This window comes from Gimesia benthica, assembly GCF_009720525.1.
Taxonomy (GTDB): domain Bacteria; phylum Planctomycetota; class Planctomycetia; order Planctomycetales; family Planctomycetaceae; genus Gimesia; species Gimesia benthica.
On record NZ_CP043930.1, the window covers coordinates 2,190,450 to 2,209,706 of the forward strand.

Genomic DNA, 19,257 nt, shown 5'->3' on the forward strand with positions numbered 1-19,257 from the left:
ATGAAGGACCCTCTCATGAGTGATAACGCAGCCAACACCCTCCCTAAACTTCACAATGCCTCCTGGCCGGGTGTCGTCGGAAAAGGCCCTGATTCCGAGCCCCCCATCGATCTGGATACCATGCTCGACCTCACCTCCGCTGCCGAAGTGGACGGCGTCAAATTCGACGGAACAGACCTGTTCCTGTTTGATCCCCATGTCAGCATCGACTCCACCGACGATGACCTCAAACAGCTGGCTGAAAAAGTTCAGTCACGGAATCTGGTCATTGGCTCGGTCGTGGCTCCCGTCTGGCCTCCCACCGGTGGTGGATCCGCGATGGGCAGCGACGAAGAACGCGGTCAGTTCCTGGAACAGGTTCGTAAAGGCTGTGGTATCGCCAAGAAACTGCGGGAACTCGGCGTGCGTCCCTATGGCGTCGTTCGCATCGACTCCGCTGCCGGACCTGGCGACTGGGTCGCTGACCCCGATGGCAACCAGGCGAAAATCGCTGCCACCTTCAAACAGGCCGCCGACATCGCCGCCGATCATGGCGAACGACTCGCTGCCGAAGGGGAAATCTGCTGGGGCGGCATGCACAGCTGGAAACGCATGGTCCAGTTGCTGGAAATGGTCGATCGCCCCGATGTCGTCGGCTTCCAGGCAGACATGTCTCACACCCTGCTCTACCTGATGGGTTACAACGCCCCCGAAGACCGACTGCTCCCCGAAGACTTCGACTGGAATGACGAAGCCACCTTCGACGCCGCTTACACAGCCCTGACCGATGCCCTGCGTCCCTGGACCATCGACTTCCACGTCGCCCAGAACGACGGCACCGTACACGGCACCGGTTCACACGACAAAACCGGTCGTCACTGTCTGCCCAACGATCCCAACGGCAAGCTCGACATCACCAAACGCGCCGGTTACTGGCTGCGTGACGGTAATGGTGAGCTGACGAAGAAATTCGAGCACATCTGCTGGGACGGCTGCATGTTCTCCAACGAAGTCATGATGGACCCGCAGACCTGGAACGACATCCTGGCAGCCATGATCAGCGTCAGAAACGCCCACGGATGGTCCTGATTTCTCACCGCTGAGCACTTTCTTAAATCTGCATTTTCAATTTTAAAACGACAAGGAGTCACACCAATGTCCAAACCAGTACGCGTCGGCCTAATCGGCTACGGATTCATGGGACGTACCCACTCCAACGCTTATCGCCAGGTCAGCAAGTTTTTCGATATCGATCACACCCCCGTTCTGCAGGCCTGCTGTGCCCGTAGCGAAGACAAAATCAAAGACTTCGCCGACAACTGGGGCTGGGAGTCCTACGAAACCGACTGGCGGAAACTGATTGAACGGGACGATATCGACCTGATCGACATCACCACCCCCAACAATTCGCACCACGATATCGCTATCGCTGCTGCGGAAGCCGGTAAAATGGTCCTCTGCGAAAAACCGCTGGCCATGAATGTCGCTGAAGCCGTCGCCATGACCGAAGCGATCGAAAAAGCGGGTGTCGCCAACATGGTCTGGTTCAACTACCGCCGTGTCCCTTCGATCACCCTCGCTAAACAGCTGGTGGACGAAAACCGCATCGGACGGCCTTTCCACTACCGCGCCCAGTACCTGCAGGACTGGACCATCGCCGAAGACGTTCCCCAGGGGGGTGCGACACTCTGGCGTCTGGATGCCAAAGTCGCTGGTAGCGGCGTGACCGGCGACCTGCTGGCCCACTCCATCGATTCGGCTATCTGGCTTAACGGCCCGATCACATCGGTCTCCGCAGCCACCGAAACGTTCATCAAAGAACGCGTACACCAGGAAACCGGCGAAAAGACCAAGGTCGAAATCGACGATGCCTGTATGTTCCTCGCCCGCTTTGCCAACGGCTCCATGGGAACCTTCGAAAGCTCCCGCTACGCTCGCGGACGCAAGAATTTCAATACGTTCGAACTCAACGGTGAAGCCGGCTCGGTCTACTTCGATCTGGAAGATCCGCAGATTCTGCAGTTCTTCGAATACGCCAACCCCACCACCGGCAAAAAGGTCGAAGACCACGTCACCGGCTGGCGGCGGATTCACGTCACCAACTTCGAGCATCCCTACATGGATAAATGGTGGGTTCCCGGCTGTACCATCGGTTACGAGCACACCTTCACCAATGCCCTGGCCGACTTCTTCCAGGGACTGGATACCGGCAAACCGACTCAGCCCGACTTCCGTTCCGCCCTCGAGACCCAGAAAGTCTGCGACGCGGTCCTGCAAAGTGCAAAAGAAAAGCAATGGGTCGAAATAGCATAGCATTGCAGTCAGGTTTTCTGCTATAATGCTTACTCAATCAGAATTTACAAAAACGGGTGGCACTCCGCGTCGCCCGTTTTTGTTATAGGTAGAATCAAAAATAGACGTTAGAAAATTGGGAGTCAAAATAGTGGACCGTCATCCAATCTCACAAGAAGGTTATGATAAACTGCGTGAAGAGATCCGCCATCTCGAAAACGAAGTCCTGCCTGATATCGCCCAGAGAATCGCCGATGCCCGGGCCGAAGGGGACTTGAAAGAAAACGCAGAATACCATGCCCAGCGAGAAGCACAGGGGATGACTAACCTGAAAATCAGCAAGCTGAAATCAAAACTTGCCAGCTGTTATATTGCTGATAAATCGTCCATGCCTAAAGGGCAGGTCACCTATGGCTCCGTCGTCACCGTAAAAAACCTCGACGATGGACTGGACGAAAAGTACGAATTCGTCGGCCCGGGTGAAGAGGACTACATGGGCGAAGTCATGAAGATCCTGACCTCCAGCCCCCTGGCCCAGGGTCTGCTGAACAAAAAAGTCGGAGACAAGGTGGAAGTCGATGTTCCCTCCGGGAAACTCCACTTTGAAGTTCTGGAAATTGAAGATATGGAAGACTGAGCACCGCTCGTCTGAAAATAAAAAAAGCGACGTGAAACCTGTTTCACGTCGCTTTTTTATTGGGTCAGAGACTACCTGGGGGTCCAGTCAGGCAGCGTCAGAGAACCCGGGCTTATTTCACTTTAACCATCACCCGGTTCATCAGAGGAACCGAAGGGGCGAAGGTCTGTACGATTGTGGTAACCAGCTGTTTCAGGTAGTAGCTGGAGCTGACACCGTAAACGGTGATTCCTGCATGATCGCAGCGGACTTTGATATTACGAACTTGCTGATGCGTCCCGGAAACAATCTCTGTTTCCAGTTCTTCTGCTTCCGGGCATGATTCCCACTGGCTGGCAGCCGCCGACACAGATGCGGACTGTTCAACGACAGGTTTCAGGCTTTTGCGGAGACCGTCCAGGATTGTTGTTTCTTCTGCAAAGGCACGACGGGGCTTTTGTAAGATCTGCAAAGACATAGCCATTATCCAACTAAAATAAATGAGGGTCGGCTGGGATTCATACTGATTTACCAGCAATGGCGAATCATGTGCCGAAACGGGAACAGTCTCAAAAAAACTGCTCAAACGGTATGCCCACCTTGATATAAAAAAGCCATATCCAAAGCAACTGCATACACTTAGTTAATTCAACTTTGAACCCAATCTTAACCCGCTCCACATCTTCGCTGGCCCCTCAGTTAAGATTCCGTGTGCAACCTTTATTTGCGTCTGCCGAAAATCTGCTCAAGACTCAGGCAGGAAGCCCAGCCCCCGCCCCCGAAGCCCTGCTCTCATTATGGCCTGAGGGCTTTTACCCAATCCGCAATGTCCTGTATCACCTTTTCAGCGACATGCCCTGGAACCAGGTATTCCGCAGAGAGGCCCTTTCCCTCCCCTGCCATCAGGAGATGGTTCAACCCGGGATACGAACGCAGGCGGACATCTTTCCGTTCAGCCAGCGTCTCTTTCCAGAGCCTGAAGTCTTCCATGGTGACCTGATAATCCCGTTCTCCCTGCAGAATCAACAGGGGCTGTGAGAGCGTTCTAGCGGCCTGGGCGGGCTGATAACCCCGCATGTCCTGCCAGTAGCTGGCCGGTACACCCAGAGGGCCTGCAACCGTTCAGCGGAGAGTGCTTTGGCCATCACCGCATCAAATTCCCGGACGGCTTTAGATGCTTCTCTCCGGTTTAACTGCTCGATAAATGTCCGGGCCTGCTCAACGCGTCCCCCGCTTCCCTGCTCCGCCCCCTGGACAGGCAGCATCAACAGACAACAGATCGCCAGTAAACCGATCGTTCTGAAGACAATCCACATCGACAATGCCCCGTTGCTTGAGGTGACCCGGAAATGAAAAACGCCCTGCCAGCCTGAATTCTCTCAGGCCGACAGGGCGTGGTCAAATCATCAGCAAAGTGCCGTTATTTCAGCTCGAAGTCGACCGTATTCTCCCCTTCCTGAATCTGGGCAGAAAGTGTGGACTTGGAATTGTAGTCCGCGGGAATGAACTGTTCTTCGACCTCAATTTTTTCGCCATCACCGGCGGAACTGACCATCTTCTTGCCGGTCCCGCGATAGCTTTTAATCTCGACACGGTTCTTACCCACCGTGACTCCCTTCTCAGCGGGAACCGAGTATTTCCCATCCTTGATGTCGGCAAACACGGCCTTGCCGGCGACTTTGCCATCAATGACTTCCCCATCGGGAATGAAACGGATTTTACCCGTCTCCAGAGGTTTCCCCCGGAAGCTGACGCTTCCTCCCACCGAGGCAGTGGAGAACTGCAGTTCGGAACTCCCACTACATCCCGGCACCAACATCAACAACAACGCAAAAAAACAGAGACTGGTCGGGCGCATCCCATCCATTTTTGATTTCCTGTAACTGTAATCAGATGAAGCAACCGGCTTTGAAATCACAAAGCCGGTTGCAGAAGTTGAACTCAATTCGATCAGAATGATCGGAGACGGCTGGAATTAAAATTCGCCCAGCACATTGTCATCCGACTTGTTCCCCAGGTTCTGCCAGGTCCCCAGGTGAATGTTGTCGGAGACAAAACGGACAGAGCCATCGCAGAGCAGGATATGTACGCCGCCCACATGCTTACTGGCTGCGGGTGCATTCGCATATTCCTGGAAGGTTCGGCAGGCCAGATCATGATTTGGCGGGAAGACCGTCAGGTAAGCCCAGCGAATGGAGGCATCCCCTTTGAACCAGGATTCTCCCCGATATCGGTTGGTGCTGGCAGTGGTGCTGCAGTCATCCAGCAAAGCGCCACCACTGACGTTACCGTAGTTCCGGTATTCCGACCCGACCAGCAGTTCAGAGACCATCATCGTGTTTGATGTTCCATCGGTGATATCCCGGATCAGCGTCTTACTGTCGGTGAAGAACACGGAGGTCCCGTTGTTCTGGTAAGAGCTGCCTCCGCCGGAAACCGCTCCCAGGGGGCTGTTCCCGACACAGCCCGTGTAGTTGCTCGGGCCGGCACTGGAGTTGGTCAGATTCTTTCCGCCCGGATCACTGGGGCAGCGATAAACGGGCAGAATCGCGTTCCGCGCTTCGGCGTTCACCGCATTCCGTCCCGGGTCGGCAACCTGAAAGTTGATTTTGTTATACAGCGGTCCCTGATCCATGAAAGGCAGAATAAACGCCGACCAGAGCACTTTACCGGTGTTCCAGCCTTCAACCGGGCCATAGGGATGTCCCTGTGCCCGGGTAATCCCGGGGGGAAATGTGGAATGTGTTTCCAGGTAGTTATGCAGTGCCACACCAATCTGTTTCAGATTGTTCTTACAGGTACTGCGACGGGCGGCTTCCCGCGCCTGTTGGACGGCGGGCAGCAGTAAAGCGATCAAAATGGCGATGATGGCAATCACCACCAGTAGTTCGATCAGAGTGAATCCTCGTTTGCGAGCGCTCATGGTTACTCCAGAATCAGGTTCAAATCAATCAATTGAAACATCAATCACCCGGGCAGAAGCGGGAAAGCGACCCCGAGCAGACAGTGGTCTGCAGCCTCTGTGGATGAGTGAACAGCACAAATTTAAATGCGGGTTACGTAAACCGGGTTCAGCTTACGGTGTGAAAAATCAGGTTGGATGTTTACAGGTAAGTCTTCTCAGGCAGGTTCACCACGGGTTTCGTAGCGAAGGGAGAGCACGGGATGCGAACACGATACTTCCATCCCGAAAGCAGTGTTCACTAGTCGATGATAGCAGACCAAAGACCCAATTCCAAGCAGGAACTCAGTCTGTCTGCAAAAACCCGGCAATCTATACCGGATGTTTCCGGAACGAAATCATAGCCACAGAGGTTCAGGAGCGACCTCCAGGCGCAGAGAAAGGGCCTTCAGAAAGTTCTGAAGGCCCTTTTCTATGTAAATATCACGATCTGTTGACTGAACAGATCGATCGCTTTAAGCAAGCAGACCCTGCAGCAGGTTTTCCCCTGGTCCGTGATCATAGCAATCACTGTGATTCCAGAGAGGCAGGCCAGCAGCATAGCGAGCGGCAAGCATCAGAACTTTCTGTTCTGAGCCAGGTTTGGCCTGAGTAGCTTCGTCCGGGTTGATGCCCATTTGACGGTACTCTTCTTCACCAAACAGAGCATCAAAGTTAGGCTCATAGCCATCTTCCGAGTACTCATCCTGGAAATCACCATCTTCGTAGCTGACCAGTGACTGATCATCTTCAAGTTCGTATGAAAGATTCTCAACGTCATCTGTACCCATCAAAAATGCCGACATTCTCTTCTTCTTTCTCCAACAACAATTAATAAGCCCAGGCTTTCAGCCCATACCATATGAGCAGACAAACCCTCTACGTGGAACAATAAAATTCAGTCATCTCTACCAAACCGAGAAATTCAATCGCTCGTAGCGTACGCTTCCATTGCGTTATTTGGGAGATTGAAAGCAACACCCTCCAAGGGTGTGGGAAGTTTTTATCAGGCGGGAAACTCTTCTAGTTCTGGTGTTGAAAAAACATCCCGAAAGTTCAAGGTTGCAGCCAGGAGCCGCAAGAGAGGACACCCAATTGATATCCCCTGTTTACAGGACAATTCTTGAGTTTTTATGCTAAAATGTCAACAAGATTTTTGACATTTTTGCAAACTACTCTGAAATCGAATCGCCCATAGACCCAAGTCTCCCAGTGCTGGCAATTCCTGCCGATCAGCAGCTGATCAATGTTGATTTTTTCGATCACTCAAAACCGGGCCCTGGCTCACCAGATCCCAGCTGAAAGCCCCTCAGAGCCCGCTCAGGGCCGGCTGATCCCATAGCGCTTCAACTTCCGATCCAGCGTCGAACGCTCGATACCGAGGATCTGAGCGGATCGGGACTTGTTCCAGTTGGTGTTATTTAGCACCGCCAGAATATGCTCCTGCTCCACTTCTTCCAGAGAGACCTCACGGAAGCCCCTGTGCACAGCGGGCAGCACACTTTGCGGATCACTCTCCATCCCCACCGCGGAAAGCTGAATGTCCTCAGCATCCAACACATCACTCGTACACAGGATGAAAGCCCGCTCGATCGTATTCTGCAGTTCGCGGACGTTACCCGGCCAGTGATACGACTCCAGCAGATCCTTGGCCTGATCGGTGAACCCGCGTATCGGTCGGCCCGTTTTCGTCACGAACCGGTTCAGAAAGTAATTCGCCAGCAGCAGGATGTCATCCGCACGCACCCGCAACGGATCTACGCTCACTTCCACCACATGCAGCCGGAAATAGAGGTCCTGCCGAAACGTCCCTTTGGCAACCGCCTTCTCCATATCGCGGTTCGTCGCCGCTACCACGCGGACATCCACGTCAATCGAGGCACTCCCCCCGACCCGCTCGAAGGAGTGGCCTTCCAGCACGCGGAGAAACTTCGCCTGAACCGCCAGAGACATCTCCCCGACTTCATCCAGAAACAGTGACCCGCGGTGTGCCTGTTCGAATTTCCCGGGCTTCTGACTCGTCGCACCGGTGAAGGCACCCTTCTCGTGGCCGAACAACTCGCTTTCCAGCAGCCCCTCACTCAACGCCGCACAGTTCATACAGACGAACGGCTGCTTCTTCCGATGACTGTTGAAGTGGATCGCCCGAGCCACCAGTTCTTTCCCGACGCCACTCTCCCCCCGGATCAATACACTCGCATCCGTCGGGGCAATGCGGAGAATCTGTTCCTTCAACGCCACCATGCTCGGGCTCTGTCCCACCAGCTCGCTCTCCAGTTCCAGCTGTTCGCGGAGCGCCTTGTTCTCCCCTTCCATCCGAGCCAGGCCGTCTGAGAGCTGCAGCTTCTCGCTCAGGTTCTGCAGTGAAACCGCCAGCTGATCGGCGAGCGCCAGCGTGAATTCCAGATCCTCTGAATCCAGCGGATTATCGGGGTTGGTCGAATAAAGGTGAATCAGCCCCGACACTCCGTTCTTGTTACGTAGAGGAGCACAGATCACACTCTGGGCATGAATCTTCCCCAGGCTGTCGCGTGTCGAGAGCTTGCTGTCATCGGCGATGTTGTGCGCCAGCAGCGCATCCCCCTCGTCGAAGACCATCTTGGAAAGGTAGTCGGACGGCTTCCGATAAGGCAGCTCATCCACGGACTGAAATGCGATCACCCTCAGATTTTCCGGCTTACGGGGCAGGCTTTTACTCGGATCGAGGTTCAGAATCGCACCAATGTCGGCACTGGTTCCTTCAAACAGGCCGTTCAGCACGATCTGGCACAGCTCCTGTTCGGACTGGGCATTCCCCATCTCCAGAGCCAGTCGATACAGACGCCCCAGTTCCCGGCTGGCACGATCCCGGTCGATCTGTGCGGGGGGGGGCGGCGTGTGAAAGCGGGTGTGGCTTTTCCGCTGAATAATCTCGGGCATATTCAGCTCATCCCAGCTCGACTGCTGCCCGACTCCCATCGTCTCGCTGTCGATCACCGCACTCGAGCCGTCCGAAGTCGGACGCGCAGAGAATCGCGAGACATCGAAGGTGAAGATCGCCTCGCTGTCACCGATCTCGACCACATCCCCTTCCTGCAGTCGATGGTCCTGCGATATCGCGAGTCCCTGCACCAATGTGCCGTTACGGCTGCCCAGATCGCGAATGTACCAGCCACCATCGCTGTAGAAGATCTCACAGTGGCTGCGGCTGCAGACTTCGTCGTCCAGTACGATTCGATTGGTCGGAGCACGCCCGATGGTCGTCACCTGGCGGTCCACCAGACGGTAGACCTTGCCCCGTTCGTCCACTTCCTGCACGATCAGGTAGGCCACCGTTGAGGCAGTCTTGGAATTTTGTTTTTCAGAATTATGCATAGATAATTACGCAGGAAAGAACACACAGACCTCCGGCCCGTGCACCTGATGCCTCATGAAAGAACTGACAGGCATGCGTTTCGCAAACATTGCCGAAACCCGTACGCCCTGTTTACTTACGATAGCCCTATCAAATATTATATTCAATTAACTTGCACCAGAACATAAAATTCGTCAAGCTAATCCTGTGAAATCTCAATAACATCCTGCCTGTAATTCCGCATATAGAGAATCTCCCATGAAAGATTTACTACCTTCCCGTGCGTTCTCTCCTGCCCTGAAGTTCACAGCAGCCCTCTGCTTCTGCCTGCTGGCGTTTTCCTCCATTCAGGCCGAAAACTGGCCTCGTTTCCGGGGGATTGACGGTTCTGGCCTCTCCAGCGAGAAGGGCTTCCCCCAAAGCTGGACCGAAAAGGACTACGCCTGGCACAAAGAACTCCCGGGCCTCGGACACTCGTCTCCCTCCATCTGGGGAGACAACCTGTTCGTCACCGCCGCCCTGGGTGAAGGCGAAACACGCTACCTCTTCTGCCTCGACCCCAAAACCGGGGAAGAAAAGTGGAAGCGGGAAACCAAACTGAAAAAGAGCCACAAGCACCGCAAAGGGAGCTGGGCTTCCAGCACGCCGGCCACCGATGGCGAGCATGTGTATGTCGAATTCGCAGACGAAGAATCTTACATGCTCATCTGCTACGATTTCAAAGGCAATAAGATCTGGGAACGCGACCTGGGTTCCTTCACCAGCCAGCACGGTCACGGCAGTTCCCCCATGATCTACAAGAACCTGGTCATCGCCACCAACGATCAGCAGGGGCCCAGCTCGGTCACTGCCTTCAACAAGCTCAACGGAGAAATCGTCTGGAAAGCCGACCGGGCCGTCCGGAGAACCTCCTACGCGACTCCAATCATTGTCGAACACCCCAACACCGGACCACAGCTGATCTGCGTCAGTGGGGCCACCGGTATCAGCAGCCTCGATCCGGAAAACGGTAAAGTCATCTGGACCACCGGCGAATTTCCGATGCGAACCGTCTCCTCACCCGTCTACGGCGAAGGACTGATCTTCGCCACTTGTGGCGGCGGAGGTCGCGGCAAGCTGCTCTACGGCGTCGATCCCACCGGATCCGGAAACATCAAGGAAACCCACATCAAATACGAACGGTCCACCAAGCTGCCTTATGTGCCGACCCCCGTTGTCTACGAAGGGCACCTCTACCTCTGGGGCGATGCCGGCGTGGTCAGCTGTGTTGATCTCACCACCCAGAAGAACGTCTGGACCGAACGTATCGCAGGCGACTACAGCAGCTCTCCCGTCTGCATTAACGGCGTCCTGTACTGCATCGACGAAAATGGTGAAGTCGCCATGGTCGACGCCTCTCCCAAATTCAAAGCTTACGAAAAAATCAAGCTCGGAGACCAGAGCCACGCTACCGTGGTCGTCGCCAACGGACGCATGTTCCTGCGAACCTTCAAGCATCTCTACTGCCTCGAAGCCAAAAAGTAAGCACAGCAGTGATGGATACAGAATTAGAAAAAACTGATTCATATCAATCACGGGTTCTGTTATAATTCAGTTACAACGGTATGACGGGCTTCCGCGTTCTCTGGAAGCCCGTTCCATTTCCTTTTGACAGACTCTCCAGACGAGATACCGGGCCATCTCAAATCTGTCAGTGACTCTGATTGAAATTTTGAAAAAGAAGGACTGACCATGCCCGCTTGGCCCGGCGGCCCCTGTCCACGCTGTGGGGAGGACATGCCTGCAAACCTCGTTCACTGCCAGACCTGTCGTGAGCTGCTGAATGAAGACCTCGAACACGACACTGTCGAGATCCCCGCCTTTCACCCGCTCAAGGAACTCGCCGTCCGCATTGACGCCTTTCCGATCGGCTTCTACTTCCAGTGCCCCGACTGCCGCAAAGAACTCCGGGTCCACAAAAAGTATCTGGGCAAACAGGTCAGCTGCAACTTCTGTCAGTCCACAATCCAGCTCCCTGACGAATCCCACAGCCATGTCGCTTCCGCGTTCTACACGAAGTGCCCACACTGTGAAGAAGAGCTGCGCATCGCCCGCAAATACCTGGGCTCTGTCGCCGCCTGCAAGTTCTGCAAGGGGCATATTCAGCTGCTGGAAAAACCTGCCGACCCCGTCGACAGTTGAATCCTCAGGCTCACTGGAGCACCTGCTCCGTCGCCTGTCCGGCTGACTGCTCACTCTCAGCCGCCTCTTCCGCACTCTGCCAGGTGACATCCGCCTGAGCGGGCCGCGTCTTATAGAGCTCGCCCTGCTCATTGAACAGCAACGCGACATTCATGTGCCAGCGGTTTCCGTTCTCCTGCTCCCACAGATCGCAGTAATAGATGGACGGGCTGGAAGCAAATTCCCCGCTGATTCCGGCGTCCGTCAGCTTTTGAATCGCCTCGGCTTTCGGCGTGCCCAAAGGAGCGATCGCCAGAATCTTCTGAGACTGCTCTTCAAACACCAGCGGGGCAGGCACGACGCGACGCACGCCGGTACAACCAGCCAGGAGACAGACGCACGATACGCCCAGCGTCCACGCCAGCAGCAATCTTCGGAGCTGCTGCTGTCGGTACGATACTCGCCTTAAGTGAGTCATACTCTCCTGCCTCCCTGCGGATCAAAACGAGAAACCCAGGCCTGCCTAAGCCCACAGGCGGGAACGATGACTGAATTTACCAGATCCTTCCCGTTTTGCGTATGGCAATTTTCGCTCTCCCCGCAGCCAGGTACAAACGCAAACAGCCGGACCTGTTAAAAACAGATCCGGCTGGAATTTGGCTTATTTCAGCAGAAAGGCAGATTATGCTGCCAGAGCTGCCTGTGCTGCTTTGACGATCTCATCGAAGATCTGAGGCTGAGAAATCGCCAGCTCGCTGAGAGACTTCCGGTTCAGCGTGATGCCCGCTTTGGACAGACCGTTAATGAACTGCGAATAGTTCGTACCCCTTGCACGACAGGCAGCGGTGATACGGGTAATCCACAGAGCGCGGAATTCACGTTTGCGAACCCGACGGTCACGGTAGGCATAAGCACGAGACCGAATGATTGTTTCTTTTACGGTACGCAACAACTTGCTGCGGCCACCGTAATTACCACGGGCTTCTTTAAACAGTCTTTTCTTGGCTCGACGTCGAGCTGAACCTTTGCTAACTCGCATTATTACTTTCCAACTGAATGTGTAATCTGGATTCTGTCAGGATCGTTTCCCCGCGTGCCGTTGTCAGGGGAATCGGGAACGGCTTAAGAACCGGGACGCAGGGCTTCCACGATCAGCTTCGCTTCCGTTCCGGTCACGACGCCATCGCTACGCAGACCGATTTTCCGCTTGGGGCTCTTCTTGCTCAGAATGTGGCCCCGAAATGCTTTGCGGTGCTTGGCTTTTCCTGAAGCGGTAATCTTAAAACGCTTCTTCAATCCTTTGTGAGTCTTTTGCTTGGGCATTGTTCTTCAATCTTCGTAAATGACTTCAGCTTTCGCCGGCCCTCTGACACAACAGAGTTTCTAGGCGTAAGTCCTGAATGACACTATCTATATATCTCTTTACCGGACCAGATTTCACCCGGTCAACAGCAAAGAATACTGTTCATAAAAACAGAAACCACAACGGTAGCGCTGTAGATTGATCGGGCAGTATAATCAGCCTCCCCTCTGGTTTTCCACCGAAACGGGAGTAAATTCCGTATTCCTGCAGAGAAAAAAACCGATTTCCCGAAAACTCGCGTTCTCCGGTCGACGTGAACGCTCGGAATCCATCAATCTTGCAGGTGATGGCTCCCGCTGCAGGTTATTCAGCAGTGGCTCAACCAGTAAAATGTAAACTTATGACCACACCGCCGGCGTGCTCGTCTGCGTCAGGCCTGGCCTGCTTCCGCCTGCTTGATTCGCTGCTCGATGATATCTTTGGGTATCGCCAGCATTTTTTCAATGCTGATCGCCTTATGCCCCTTATAAACACCCGGATAAGCCGTGAAGACCGGTGCCCCTTCGATTTCCACCGTCAGGCTCTGGGCACTCCCCTTGTTACACATGATCACATCACCGACAGCCAGATTCATTACCTCACCCGCAGTCAGCCGACTGTGATCCAGCTCCACCTTCATCTCGATCTTGGACTTGGAGACACTCGCTTCCAGATTCAACTGCTGACGCATGTCAGGCGTTTTCTTCTTATAAGCCGACCAGGTATCTGAAGTCAGCTTGTTCGATAGCGGCTCAATCGTATTAAAGGGAATACAGAGGTTGATAATTCCCCGGGTCTCCCCCATCGTCACTTCGAAAGAGATCAGCACGATCACTTCGTTCGGCGGCACGATCTGAACCAGCTGGGGATTACTTTCCACCTGGGAAACCCGCAGCTTCCAGTCGCAGAGGTTACTCCAGGCAGATTCGATCCCCTCAATCGCCAGGCCGGTAATACGCGACACCAGGCGGATTTCGATTTCGGTAAGAGCCCGATTGGGATAGGCACCGTGCGTGTGGCCATCCCCTCCCAGCAGCCGGTCGATGATCGGGAAGATAATCGATGGGCTGATATCCAGAATAATATGTCCGTCCAGCGTCTCGGATTCGAGCAGGTTGAAGCAGGTCGGGTTTTCCAGACTGAAGACGAATTCAGAATACGTCAGCTGGTCTACACTGATCAGTTTGACTTCAATAATCGACCGCAGCATCCCGCTGAGTGCCGCCCCGAACTCCCGGCTGAAGCTTTCATGCAAAGCGCGAAACGCCCGCATCTGCTCTTTACTGACGCGTTCCGGGCGTTTGAAGTCGTAGATGCTGATCTGGGAATTGAAATCGGTATTCCGGGCCGCCGGTCGACTCCCCCCACCGGAAGAGCCGGCAGATGGATCCAGCGCCGATAACAGCGATTCCACTTCATTTTGACTGAGTACATCTGCCATCCCTGGCCTCCCTGTAATTCACAGCCCGCCGGGATATGAGGCTCACCGGCCGGGTCGCAAAAACTTGTTTCCCCTCTATTCTCTGATCTGCCCTGCTCCGTGGGCCACGTATTTATAACTCGTCAATTCGTTGAGCCCACAGGGGCCCCGTGCATGAAATTTGTCTGTGCTGATACCGATTTCCGCTCCCAGACCGAACTCACCCCCATCATTGAAACGCGTGCTGGCATTCACGATTACAGCCGCAGAATCGACCTCGGTCGTGAACTTCTCTGCTGCCGCCAGTTCGGTCGTGATGATGGATTCGGTATGCCCCGAACCGTACTGATGAATGTGCTCAATCGCAGCATCCATATCCTCGACAACCTTAACCGACAGGATCTTCGCCCCGTACTCGGTGCCATAATCTTCCTCGGTCGCAGGCACACCGCTTCCCACCAGTTCCAGCGACCGGGGACAACACCGCAGCTCAACCCCCGCATCCAGCAGTGCTTTCGCAACTTCCGGTAATAAGGTCTCTGCGACATCCGCATGCACCAGCAGACACTCGGCGGCATTACACACACCGGGCCGTTGACACTTACTGTTGACCGTAATCCGCTTTGACAGTTCCGGATCCGCCGTCTTATCGAGATAGACGTGGCAGATTCCGTCGAAATGCTTGATCACAGGCATCGTGGCATCACGGGCCACACGCTCGATCAGCCCCTTACCACCACGGGGAATGGTCACGTCAATGTATTTGTTCAACTTCAGAAAATGCCCCACCGCTTCGCGATCGGTGGTCTCCACCAGTTGTACGGCCTGCTCAGGCAGCCCCACGTCGCGGAGCCCTTCCTGCAGCAGCTGATAAAAGGCCATATTGCTGTGAAAGGCTTCTTTTCCGCCGCGTAAGATCACCGCGTTGCCGCTCTTCACGCATAATGCGGCCGCATCAATGGTCACATTCGGACGCGACTCATAAATGAAGAACACCACGCCCAGAGGCACCCGCACCCGGGTTACCAGCAGACCGTTGGGACGCATGTTACTGTCAATCACTTCGCCAACCGGATTAGGCAAAGCCATGATCTCTTCCAGCGCCGTGACAATGCCCTCCAGCCGCGCTTCGGTCAATCGCAGACGGTCAATCGACGCTTCCGACAAACCGTATTCGGGAGCCTGCTCGATATCGCGTTCGTTCGCAGCCAGTAAATCAGGAGTCCGTTCCCGAATCAGTTCGGTCATCCGACGGAGCCAGGCATTCTTCTGGTTCCCATTAGCGGAAACCAGTTTACGCGATGCAGCGCGGGCCTGCTGAGCCAGTTGTTCGGTGTATTGCGCCAGGTCTAATTCGGTCGTACTACTCATAACTTCAAGCGATCTAAGCAGGGATTCACCGGCCCCTGCCACCGGGTTAATCTGAAACTGATAACAGCTGTGGAATGTGGATTCTCAAAATATTGACACAGACTTCCCCCGGCCGGTGCGCTTCTGTATCGCCCACCGCAGTCCAGACGAACCGGGTTCCGCATTCCGGAGTATCAGCAATCAGCGGAAATGTGTCAACGCGGGATCACTTTTCGCGCTGATAACCTTCTAATTTTATCTATTTTAAACGCTCTCCGGAAGAATTTGAGTTCCCGGAGAGACCTCTGCTCAGAATTGCCAGTCGGAATACAGTTTGGAACGAAACTCGTGCCATTCCGCATTCTTGTTCTTGGTACCACAGCTTTCAACCATTTCTGCTGACCATTTATCCATGGTCCTCAACCGGTCAGACATGATTCGCACGGTATTATAAACGACTTTCTGCGCCCCGCTGACTCCCGCTTTCAGCAGTTGATCGAAATTCTTCCAGGGGATCCGCACGATGGACACATCGGAAGTCGCCACCACGCTCGCCGAATGCGGAGCCGGTTTGAAAAAGGACATTTCACCAAAAATGGACAGGGGCCCCAACTCGGTCAATGTCTGCTCATCTCCGTTGGAAAGCTGCTTGCGAACCTCGCAGGTACCGCGCTGAATGATCCAGAGATACCGGGTCGAATTACCTTCATCCAGAATGCGGACTCCTTCCGGAAAATCCTCTGTCTCAGCCTGGTCGAGCAATTCGTCCATTTCCTCCGGCGTAACTGACTGAAACAACACGCAGTCATTGATCAGCTGCTCTGTGGAAACCATTTATATCACCTCTTCTATAGCGCCTGGTGTAAAATTAAGTTAGCTTTTGATCACTGCCTAATCATGGCTGTGATCCCTTTAAAAACCGCGATCAGATGCCTCCCATCACGGTGGCTCGCCCCACACGACCAATGCCCAGAATATAGGCCGCGATGCGGAGCGATACTTTTTTATCAGTGGCAATCTTCCAGACAAGCTCAAAGCTGTCATCCATAATACGGTCTAACTCGGAACGAACGCGAGCTTTTTCCCAGCTGAAGTGCTGTCTGTTCTGAACCCATTCGAAGTAACTGACGGTTACTCCGCCGGCATTGGCCAGAATATCGGGCACCACCACGATCTCATTTTTCGAGAAAATTTCATCCGCATCCGGATCAGTCGGGTTGTTCGCAGCTTCAATAATGCACCGCGCCCGGACCTCTTTGGCGTTCTCTTTCGTCAGCACGCCACCCAGGGCTGCCGGAATCAGCACGGTCACATTGGAAGCCAGAACTTCATCATTCGAAATCGCTTCCGTCTCCGGAAACCCGCGCACGGCCTTGGTATCTTTGCAGTATTCCATCAGCTTGGGAATGTTGATCCCGTCCGCACAGTAAATGCCCCCGCTGGCATCGGAAACCGCGACAATCTTGGCTCCGAACTCATCCAGAAATTGTGCGGCAAAGCTCCCCACGTTGCCGAATCCCTGAATCGCCACAGTCGCACCGGACAGATCGATCTTCATGTGATCCAGAGTCTGCCGTGTGATCATCGCCACGCCGCGGCCCGTCGCTTCTTCACGACCGTCCGCACCATGCAGTTCCAGCGGTTTTCCGGTCACACACGCCGGGTTGAAGCCACAATACTTTTCATACTGGTTCATGATCCAGGCCATCACCTGGGCGTTGGTTCCCATGTCCGGGGCCGGAATATCTTTCAGGGGACCGATCACATCGTAAATCTTATCGATAAACTTGCGCGTGACGCGTTCCAGTTCTCCCTGGGACAGCTTGGACACATCGACCGAGATGCCCCCTTTCGCTCCTCCGTAAGGAATGTTGACCAGCGCGGTTTTCCAGGTCATCAGGGATGCCAGGGCCAGCACTTCATCGCCGTTCACTTCGGGGTGAAAACGCAGTCCCCCTTTCATGGGTCCGCGGGAGCTGTCGTGCTGTACACGGTAACCGATGTAAGTGGCAATTTCCCCGTTGTCGCGTTCGATCGCAACTTCTACCTTGACCTCGCGCTCCGGCGTCCTGAGCAGTTCCTGCATGTTCCGCGAAAGCCCCACCTGACGGGAAGCCTGGTCGAAGTAACGGCATGCGGTCTCGTATGAACTCATGAAAATCTTTCCTCAATCAATTTCAAAACCGGTCCCGCAGTAACGGCTCAGAGACCTCAGCAGATCAAATTTCCGCATTGCAGCGACCGATGAATATTTTTCGCTACCAGCTGCCCTGTGAAGCGGACTTCACATAAGTAAAAGATAGGTCGTAGTTTTGTCTTAAACCCTTTGAAAATCAAAGAATTTGCCATTCTACACCCGGTTGAGGGAAGCCCCTTAAACCAGGCGATGTCTCTTTGTTCCCAGGCAGCCTGACGATGAATCAGACAGCTCTGGAACAGCCTCTACAATCACGATAGTTGTTATAGTCCGTTTATTCATCTTTATTACCGGTTTTCTCAGCGCAGCGGAGCCAGTGCCTGTTGAGGCGCCTGCTCGGAAGGTGAGGGAACCGGATCAGACCAGATGCCGGGGATCTCCTTTAAAATATAAAGTGCCAGCTCGCGGGCATACAACGCATGCCCCTCACGCGAGAACTGGGGTACGTTCTCCAGAAAATAACGATCCGGATTCTGAATCGCCTGAAATACGGGCGAAGTATCACAATAGGGCACATTCAACTGTTTGGAGTACGTCTCCAGCAGCTCAAATGGAAACCGGCTGCCGTACTTCACCCCTTCGCGGACTCCCACCGCGGCCCGCGCATTTTTTCCACTCATCGCGGACTCGGAAACCTGCCAGGGCTTGGGATAAGTCGCCAGAATGAACCGAGAATAGGTTCCCTGTGAGATCTGCTGAATATTCTGTATCGGCTCCAGCGTCTGACGCACATACACGGACCAGTCGGGCGGATGATCCTCCAGCCAGAGAAAAGTCCCCTGGGGAGTATCAATATCTCGATCCAGTCCCGCAGGCTGGTTCTGAACCCAGTAATCTCCTAACCATCTCAGCAGATATCGGTAGACCAGAAAATGGCTTTCCAGCTTCTCGGGAGCATTCATCTCTTCAAACAGCGGATGCATCGCACAGAGCGGCACGCCCGTGTCTCCGATCTGCGTGAAGCGGCGTAATGCGTGATCATTGGCAACATCGGACATATCAAAATTAAACAGGATCAGATCCGGCTGCAGCCCAGACAGCGAATGCCGCAGATGCAGATAAGACATCAGCGGACAGGCATCAGGCACCCCCGCGTTGATCACTTCCACCTTGAGCTGAGTCTGTTTCTGCAGCAGTTGTTCCAGCCTGACGCAGAACGTATCCTCGTCAGCCATTTCAGGGGCCAGGACGGTCTCTCCGCCCAGGCAGAGGATCCGGTACACGCCCGTCGGCTTGGGAATCGCATATTCTTTGCCCCGCAGTCCCATGCTGTTGATCGAAAACTGGACGACCTCTTCGGTATCCGGGTGCTTCCGCGTGACCTGCTGCAGGGGACGGATGCGGTGATAACTGACATCTGAGGGAATCAGAAAACCGTCGGCGTCATAGCTGCTGACACTCTCCTGCTGCCGGTATTCCTCGATACGTAACGCGACCTCACTCCCGACCGCAAGGAGGACGAGAGTCAGCAGTGCCAGCGTTAAATGCTTGAGCCAGCGCAGGCGTGAACGAATCATTTTCAATTATCAGAATACCGCTGCTAAGATTCTGTCCGAGGCGTCCGTGCCCCGTTACGGAATTTCGGCGAATCAAGAAGGCGGGATTCTAAGTTTCATCGGTAAATAC

The 19,257-nt window shown here is 54.3% G+C and carries 19 protein-coding genes; 5 read left to right on the forward strand and 14 right to left on the reverse strand.

The annotated features are described in order from the left end of the window. Positions 1–15: 15 nt before the first annotated feature. The 3 genes from F1728_RS08260 (at position 16) to F1728_RS08270 (ending at position 2,908) form a co-directional block, all read left to right on the forward strand. Positions 16–1,068 (forward strand): sugar phosphate isomerase/epimerase family protein, encoded by a 1,053-nt coding sequence (locus F1728_RS08260; protein ID WP_155363713.1) that lies wholly within the window; start codon positions 16–18, stop codon positions 1,066–1,068. Positions 1,069–1,134: 66 nt separating this feature from the next. Then, positions 1,135–2,292 (forward strand): Gfo/Idh/MocA family protein, encoded by a 1,158-nt coding sequence (locus F1728_RS08265; protein WP_155363714.1) that lies wholly within the window; start codon positions 1,135–1,137, stop codon positions 2,290–2,292. A gap of 127 nt (positions 2,293–2,419) precedes the next feature. Beyond that, positions 2,420–2,908: a GreA/GreB family elongation factor gene (locus F1728_RS08270; RefSeq protein ID WP_187782036.1), complete on the forward strand. Its 489-nt coding sequence runs from the start codon at positions 2,420–2,422 to the stop codon at positions 2,906–2,908. A 112-nt stretch (positions 2,909–3,020) separates the two neighbouring features. Here F1728_RS08270 and F1728_RS08275 read toward each other — a convergent pair whose 3' ends face one another. The 6 genes from F1728_RS08275 to F1728_RS08305 all read right to left on the reverse strand — a co-directional run bounded on the left by F1728_RS08275 (position 3,021) and on the right by F1728_RS08305 (position 9,182). After that, positions 3,021–3,365: a hypothetical protein gene (locus F1728_RS08275; protein ID WP_145181335.1), complete on the reverse strand. Its 345-nt coding sequence runs from the start codon at positions 3,363–3,365 to the stop codon at positions 3,021–3,023. Between the two features lie 317 nt (positions 3,366–3,682). Next, the gene (locus F1728_RS08280) at positions 3,683–3,964 is read right to left on the reverse strand and encodes an alpha/beta hydrolase (RefSeq protein ID WP_155363715.1); all 282 of its coding nucleotides are present in this window, start codon (positions 3,962–3,964) and stop codon (positions 3,683–3,685) included. Between the two features lie 343 nt (positions 3,965–4,307). Further along, entirely contained in the window at positions 4,308–4,754 is a 447-nt protein-coding gene (locus tag F1728_RS08290) for a hypothetical protein (RefSeq protein ID WP_145439416.1), read from the reverse strand. A 108-nt stretch (positions 4,755–4,862) separates the two neighbouring features. Further along, positions 4,863–5,810: a DUF1559 domain-containing protein gene (locus F1728_RS08295; RefSeq protein ID WP_149341176.1), complete on the reverse strand. Its 948-nt coding sequence runs from the start codon at positions 5,808–5,810 to the stop codon at positions 4,863–4,865. Between the two features lie 494 nt (positions 5,811–6,304). Then, positions 6,305–6,634 (reverse strand): hypothetical protein, encoded by a 330-nt coding sequence (locus F1728_RS08300; protein ID WP_155363717.1) that lies wholly within the window; start codon positions 6,632–6,634, stop codon positions 6,305–6,307. A gap of 514 nt (positions 6,635–7,148) precedes the next feature. Beyond that, positions 7,149–9,182, reverse strand: a complete 2,034-nt coding sequence (locus F1728_RS08305) for a sigma 54-interacting transcriptional regulator (RefSeq protein WP_155363718.1) — start codon at positions 9,180–9,182, stop codon at positions 7,149–7,151. A gap of 238 nt (positions 9,183–9,420) precedes the next feature. Here F1728_RS08305 and F1728_RS08310 point away from each other — a divergent pair, with 238 nt between their 5' ends. Further along, positions 9,421–10,686 carry a PQQ-binding-like beta-propeller repeat protein gene (locus tag F1728_RS08310; protein ID WP_155363719.1) on the forward strand — a complete coding sequence of 422 codons (1,266 nt, stop codon included), beginning with the start codon at positions 9,421–9,423 and terminating at the stop codon, positions 10,684–10,686. 207 nt (positions 10,687–10,893) lie between these two features. Then, complete coding sequence (locus F1728_RS08315; RefSeq protein ID WP_155363720.1) at positions 10,894–11,343, forward strand: hypothetical protein; 450 nt, start codon at positions 10,894–10,896, stop codon at positions 11,341–11,343. Positions 11,344–11,353: 10 nt separating this feature from the next. Here F1728_RS08315 and F1728_RS08320 read toward each other — a convergent pair whose 3' ends face one another. The 8 genes from F1728_RS08320 to F1728_RS08355 all read right to left on the reverse strand — a co-directional run bounded on the left by F1728_RS08320 (position 11,354) and on the right by F1728_RS08355 (position 19,148). Further along, on the reverse strand, positions 11,354–11,800 hold the full coding sequence (locus F1728_RS08320) for a hypothetical protein (RefSeq protein ID WP_155363721.1): 447 nt from the start codon (positions 11,798–11,800) through the stop codon (positions 11,354–11,356). Between the two features lie 204 nt (positions 11,801–12,004). Continuing rightward, on the reverse strand, positions 12,005–12,361 hold the full coding sequence (rplT, locus tag F1728_RS08325; protein WP_145037588.1) for a 50S ribosomal protein L20: 357 nt from the start codon (positions 12,359–12,361) through the stop codon (positions 12,005–12,007). Between the two features lie 83 nt (positions 12,362–12,444). Further along, entirely contained in the window at positions 12,445–12,645 is a 201-nt protein-coding gene (rpmI, locus tag F1728_RS08330) for a 50S ribosomal protein L35 (protein WP_145037587.1), read from the reverse strand. Positions 12,646–13,055: 410 nt separating this feature from the next. Next, entirely contained in the window at positions 13,056–14,105 is a 1,050-nt protein-coding gene (gene fliM / locus F1728_RS08335) for a flagellar motor switch protein FliM (protein ID WP_155363722.1), read from the reverse strand. A 75-nt stretch (positions 14,106–14,180) separates the two neighbouring features. Further along, positions 14,181–15,455 (reverse strand): glutamate-5-semialdehyde dehydrogenase, encoded by a 1,275-nt coding sequence (locus F1728_RS08340; RefSeq protein WP_155363723.1) that lies wholly within the window; start codon positions 15,453–15,455, stop codon positions 14,181–14,183. Between the two features lie 288 nt (positions 15,456–15,743). Continuing rightward, on the reverse strand, positions 15,744–16,268 hold the full coding sequence (locus tag F1728_RS08345; RefSeq protein WP_145037581.1) for a Crp/Fnr family transcriptional regulator: 525 nt from the start codon (positions 16,266–16,268) through the stop codon (positions 15,744–15,746). Positions 16,269–16,359: 91 nt separating this feature from the next. Continuing rightward, positions 16,360–17,589 (reverse strand): Glu/Leu/Phe/Val family dehydrogenase, encoded by a 1,230-nt coding sequence (locus F1728_RS08350; RefSeq protein ID WP_155363724.1) that lies wholly within the window; start codon positions 17,587–17,589, stop codon positions 16,360–16,362. Between the two features lie 341 nt (positions 17,590–17,930). Continuing rightward, positions 17,931–19,148: an SGNH/GDSL hydrolase family protein gene (locus F1728_RS08355; protein WP_155363725.1), complete on the reverse strand. Its 1,218-nt coding sequence runs from the start codon at positions 19,146–19,148 to the stop codon at positions 17,931–17,933. Between the last annotated feature and the right edge of the window lie 109 nt (positions 19,149–19,257).

Coding starts and splice junctions, on each gene's coding strand:
- F1728_RS08260 (WP_155363713.1), top strand. CDS start 16: ATGAGTGATAACGCAGCCAACACCCTCCCTAAACTTCACAATGCCTCC.
- F1728_RS08265 (WP_155363714.1), top strand. CDS start 1,135: ATGTCCAAACCAGTACGCGTCGGCCTAATCGGCTACGGATTCATGGGA.
- F1728_RS08275 (WP_145181335.1), bottom strand. CDS start 3,365: ATGTCTTTGCAGATCTTACAAAAGCCCCGTCGTGCCTTTGCAGAAGAA.
- F1728_RS08280 (WP_155363715.1), bottom strand. CDS start 3,964: ATGCGGGGTTATCAGCCCGCCCAGGCCGCTAGAACGCTCTCACAGCCC.
- F1728_RS08290 (WP_145439416.1), bottom strand. CDS start 4,754: ATGGATGGGATGCGCCCGACCAGTCTCTGTTTTTTTGCGTTGTTGTTG.
- F1728_RS08295 (WP_149341176.1), bottom strand. CDS start 5,810: ATGAGCGCTCGCAAACGAGGATTCACTCTGATCGAACTACTGGTGGTG.
- F1728_RS08300 (WP_155363717.1), bottom strand. CDS start 6,634: ATGTCGGCATTTTTGATGGGTACAGATGACGTTGAGAATCTTTCATAC.
- F1728_RS08305 (WP_155363718.1), bottom strand. CDS start 9,182: ATGCATAATTCTGAAAAACAAAATTCCAAGACTGCCTCAACGGTGGCC.
- F1728_RS08310 (WP_155363719.1), top strand. CDS start 9,421: ATGAAAGATTTACTACCTTCCCGTGCGTTCTCTCCTGCCCTGAAGTTC.
- F1728_RS08315 (WP_155363720.1), top strand. CDS start 10,894: ATGCCCGCTTGGCCCGGCGGCCCCTGTCCACGCTGTGGGGAGGACATG.
- F1728_RS08320 (WP_155363721.1), bottom strand. CDS start 11,800: ATGACTCACTTAAGGCGAGTATCGTACCGACAGCAGCAGCTCCGAAGA.
- rplT (WP_145037588.1), bottom strand. CDS start 12,361: ATGCGAGTTAGCAAAGGTTCAGCTCGACGTCGAGCCAAGAAAAGACTG.
- rpmI (WP_145037587.1), bottom strand. CDS start 12,645: ATGCCCAAGCAAAAGACTCACAAAGGATTGAAGAAGCGTTTTAAGATT.
- fliM (WP_155363722.1), bottom strand. CDS start 14,105: ATGGCAGATGTACTCAGTCAAAATGAAGTGGAATCGCTGTTATCGGCG.
- F1728_RS08340 (WP_155363723.1), bottom strand. CDS start 15,455: ATGAGTAGTACGACCGAATTAGACCTGGCGCAATACACCGAACAACTG.
- F1728_RS08345 (WP_145037581.1), bottom strand. CDS start 16,268: ATGGTTTCCACAGAGCAGCTGATCAATGACTGCGTGTTGTTTCAGTCA.
- F1728_RS08350 (WP_155363724.1), bottom strand. CDS start 17,589: ATGAGTTCATACGAGACCGCATGCCGTTACTTCGACCAGGCTTCCCGT.
- F1728_RS08355 (WP_155363725.1), bottom strand. CDS start 19,148: ATGATTCGTTCACGCCTGCGCTGGCTCAAGCATTTAACGCTGGCACTG.